Source organism: Microcystis sp. LEGE 08355 (genome assembly GCF_015207185.1).
Taxonomy (GTDB): Bacteria; Cyanobacteriota; Cyanobacteriia; order Cyanobacteriales; family Microcystaceae; genus Microcystis; species Microcystis panniformis.
The window spans coordinates 1-4,308 of sequence record NZ_JADEXI010000402.1; the positions used below are offsets into that span (position 1 = coordinate 1).

The 4,308-nt window shown below is 46.3% G+C and carries 3 protein-coding genes; 1 reads left to right on the top strand and 2 read right to left on the bottom strand.

Going from position 1 to position 4,308, the window contains the following annotated elements:
* Positions 1-211 precede the first annotated feature (211 nt).
* Entirely contained in the window at positions 212-2,143 is a 1,932-nt protein-coding gene (thiO, locus tag IQ242_RS26905; RefSeq protein ID WP_193960896.1) for a glycine oxidase ThiO, read from the bottom strand.
* Between the two features lie 245 nt (positions 2,144-2,388).
* On the opposite strand from thiO, the gene IQ242_RS17885 reads away from it, so the two are divergent.
* Positions 2,389-3,015: a DUF2301 domain-containing membrane protein gene (locus tag IQ242_RS17885; RefSeq protein WP_193960897.1), complete on the top strand. Its 627-nt coding sequence runs from the start codon at positions 2,389-2,391 to the stop codon at positions 3,013-3,015.
* Positions 3,016-3,316: 301 nt separating this feature from the next.
* On the opposite strand, the gene IQ242_RS17890 is transcribed toward IQ242_RS17885, so the two are convergent.
* The coding region (locus IQ242_RS17890) for a nitrate ABC transporter ATP-binding protein (RefSeq protein WP_228021071.1) at positions 3,317-4,308 on the bottom strand (992 nt) is incomplete at its 5' end.

The following is a 4,308-nucleotide window of genomic DNA, read 5'->3' on the forward strand; positions in this document are numbered from 1 at the left end:
AGTCTGTGGACTCTGTGTAAGACAGTACATGGTTTTTTAACTGTGGTATGCGACGGTGGTGGAAGCAGAAACTTAAATCGTGAGGTTTAGGAATCGCCGCACTTTTAGGGCGGCGAGGATGTCAAGATTCCACCTCTTTTATTCTAGTCAATTTTTCTCGCCCCGCCCACGATAGCTGAAAACAGCCCATTGCCAGCTTAAGATCACTGGGTTAGGCGATCGTTCCCGTCAGGGGGGAACTAGGACTAGCATAGGACTTAATCGGCATTCTTCCCGCTAAATAGGCTAAACGTCCCGCTTTTGCCGACATTGCCATGGCTTGCGCCATCATAACCGGATTGACCGCCATAGCGATCGCACTGTTAATTAATAAAGCATCGGCCCCCATTTCCATGGCCCGGGCCGCTTCTGAGGGTGTACCGATCCCGGCATCTACCACCACGGGAATTTGGGACGATTCGATGATAATTGCGATATTTGCTTCATTTTTCAGCCCCTGTCCCGACCCGATCGGCGATCCTAGGGGCATAACCGTGGCGCAGCCAGCCTCCTCTAAACGTTTGGCTAAGAGCGGATCGGCGTTAATATAGGGCAGTACGGCAAAACCTTCTTTAACTAATTGTTCGGCCGCTTGCAAAGTTCCGATCGGATCGGGTAATAAATATTTAGGATCGGGAATAACTTCGAGTTTAATAAAGTTATTGTCTTCCTGTCCCAATAATTTGGCCATTTCTCGCCCTAAACGGGCCACCCGAACCGCTTCTTCGGCCGTTTGACAACCGGCAGTGTTGGGTAACATCCAAATTTTAGACCAATCGATCGCCTCTGCTAATCCCTCATGACCGGGTGCGTTCGTTTGTACTCGTCTAACGGCAACGGTGACGATCTGACATTCACTGGCACTAATACTTTCCTGCATAGTTGTCAGATTGGCATATTTGCCAGTCCCAGTCATCAAGCGGGAGTGAAAGGTTTTCCCAGCAATAGTGAGGCGATCATTTTGGGGCGATAAAAGCGCTTGGGGTTTATTCTCAATAGTAGTTAAGGACATAGGTGGAATAGTAACGGGTGATAGTTGATTAAAGCGATCGCAGCTAAAATGGTTCAAAATGGGATTAACTTTGTCATTAATCACCAGGTCAGCGATGAAGGAAGCAGTGACAGGAGCGAGTAAAATGCCGTTACGATAGTGACCGGTGGCTAAAATAAGGTTATCACAGCTACTGCGGCCTAAAATGGGCAATTCATCCGGTGTACCCGGGCGGAATCCCCACCACATTTCCTCGATTTCCCAGTCAGCTAAAGGGGGATAGAGACGGGTAGCGCGTTCAAAAAGGGTTTGCAGTCCTTGGGGTGTATTGCCAGTTTGCCAGGCCACTTTTTCGGAAGTGGCCCCGATAATTAAACGACCATTGCGACGGGGAACCAGATAGGTTTGCGGACCGAATAAAACCCTAGCTAAGGTCTGGTTAGGGGGCATTTTTACTGCGGCCATTTGACCTTTGACGGGATGGATAGGGAGGGGTAAAAGTTGACTCGTCCAGGATCCCGCCGCTAAAATGTAAATTTTTGCTTCTAATTCCCCAATTGAGGTATAAATACTCTTGACTTTTCCCTGCTTTTGCTGTAGTGCGTGGACTTCTACCCCTTGGCGAATTTCTACCCCTAAATTTTCGGCCGCTTGTTGCAGGGCAGTCACTAGCTGCCGGTTATCCACTTGTCCATCGTCGGGATACCACCAACCACCGACCACATCTTTACCTAGTCCGGGTTGGTAGAGGTGAACTGCATTGCTGTCTAACCAAATTTTATTAGCTGTATTGGCAGCAATAGGCTGATCTAGCTCGTAAATGGGAGCAAGAATACCACAGGGATAGTAGCCGCTGTTTATTCCCGTTAAATCCTCGATTTTGCGGCTCCACTCTGGATATAGCCAGCGCGATTGTAAACAAAGATCGAGAAAGGGACCCGGGGGAATCCCTTCTGCATGGGGGGCCAACATTCCCGCAGCCGCACGACTAGCGGCCTGAGCTATATCTCGAACTAGGAGGGTAACTTTTGCCCCGCGCAATTGCAAATCGACGGCGATCGCTAATCCGATGATACCACCGCCCACGATCAAAATTTCGCTAGTTGAGTTCATAAAAGTCTCTGGCACCGAAAAGAATTACTGGAATGACAAGCAATTAGAAGTTAAAACAAGAAAGACGCAGTAAAATAACATATATATTTGTTTTATCCCAATTAATCATAATTTTTAGCTTGATTGACTACTAAACTCGCAATTAGTCAGCCGAGAGAGGGGAGAAGTGAGGCTACTGGCATAATTCAAGCTTAAGATTATTTGTAGTCGATCTTTTCTAAGCTTCCCTTTTTCTTTAGAGCATTATGACTTCCCCTGCTGTCGAGCGAGTTTATCAAGGTCAATTCGGAGAGTTTACGATTACGGATAGCGATCGCCTAGGGGTGCGTCTCTACCGTCTGGGGTTAAATTTAGCGGCTTTTAGTTTCGCTGTCGCTACAATTATAGTTCTCACCCGACCGCAATTATTGCCCCTGACCAACCTTTTATACATTGGTTTTTGTCTGGGGTTAGGCATCAGTTTACTGACTATCCATATTTATTTAATTCCCCTTCATCGTCTCCTGCAAGTTTTTTGGCTAATCGGGGCGATTACTTCCCTAATTTTCAGCCTTTATTATCACCTTTCCCCCTTAGAATTTGTCTATCACCACCCGGTGAGTTTATTCGGTGTGGGCTTTATTTTTGCTAGTCTCACGGGGATTTATTTCAAAGAAGCTTTTTGTTTTAATCGTCTAGAAACCAAGTTTTTAACCCCCCTAGTTCCCACCCTTTTACTCGGTCATCTTTTGGGGATATTGCCCTTAAATTGGGAGAAGGGGCTATTAATTCTCTGGGCAACTTTATTCGTTATCTTTGCTCTGAGAAAATTAAGCCAACCTCTCCCCAACGATATCGGTGATAAATCGGTCTTTGAACATCTTAATCATTGATATGATAACTGTCTCGGAGTCTCGGAGTCTCAACTAAGTAGGGATGCACAATTATTTGTAGGATGGGTTAGCGGTAGCGTAAACTATGCGGGCGTTGGGTTTCATGCTTCAACCCAACCTACGTTCATCTGATAACTGATAACTGATAACTGATAAGTAGTCGTGCAAAATTAATTTCCTAGTGAAGATAGGCAAGAGGCAAGAGGCAAGAGGTGGTTAGATATGTGTAATTAATTTTGCTTAGGTACTTAACTGATAACTGATAACTGATAACTGATAACTGATAACTGATAACTGTTACTTATCTGGGGGCCTCTATGGTAGCCGGATTAGCGGTATTGGGAGTCTTGCTAGTGAACATTTGTATCAGACTAAAACCGACAAAAGCGAGTAAAGCTATGCCAGCAATAGTAGTAACAATTTTACCCACGAGATTTTCTGTGCGGGGTTCTTCGGGGGCATCCTCGTTGGGATCCTCCGAATGGGCAAAACGATTGTAGAGGAAATCGAGGGCTTCATTGCGGAGTTCGTAGTAACGGGGATCCTCGGTAATTTGGGAACGAACCCGGGGACGGGCAAAAGGCATCTTTAACACCTCACCGATTTTAGCGCTCGGGCCGTTGGTCATCATCACCAAGCGATCGCACAAGAACAAAGCCTCATCGATATCGTGGGTAATCATCAACACGGTTAACTGGTGTTCTTGCCAGATTTTCAGCAATTCTTCCTGTAATTCTTCTTTAGTAATCGCATCTAAGGCCCCAAAGGGTTCATCGAGGATGAGGACTTGGGGACGAATGGCCAGGGCGCGGGCGATCGCTACCCGTTGTTTCATACCTCCCGATAATTGGGGGGGTTTTTTCTGGGCTGCTTCTGTCAATCCCACTAAGGATAGATTTTCTTCCACAATCTTCACCTTCTCAGCGTGAGATTTTTGGGGATAAACCGAACTAACCCCGATATAAACGTTCTCAAAGGCAGTTTTCCAGGGCAGAAGCGAATAATTTTGGAATACCATCATCCGGTCTGGTCCCGGTTCCTTAACCTCTTTATCCTGTAGCAGCACTTGCCCACGACTAGGAGAAGAAAACCCCGCCACCATATTTAAAAGGGTCGATTTACCGCAGCCGGAGTGACCGATAATGCAGACAAATTCCCCCTCATTGACTTGCAGCTCCACACCGTCTAAAACGGTGTAAACCCCTGCTTGAGTGGGGTATTCTTTGGCAACATTACTAACTAATAAAAAAGGCTGGGTGGTGGTGCTGGAATTCACGGTCTTATCGGTAAAAG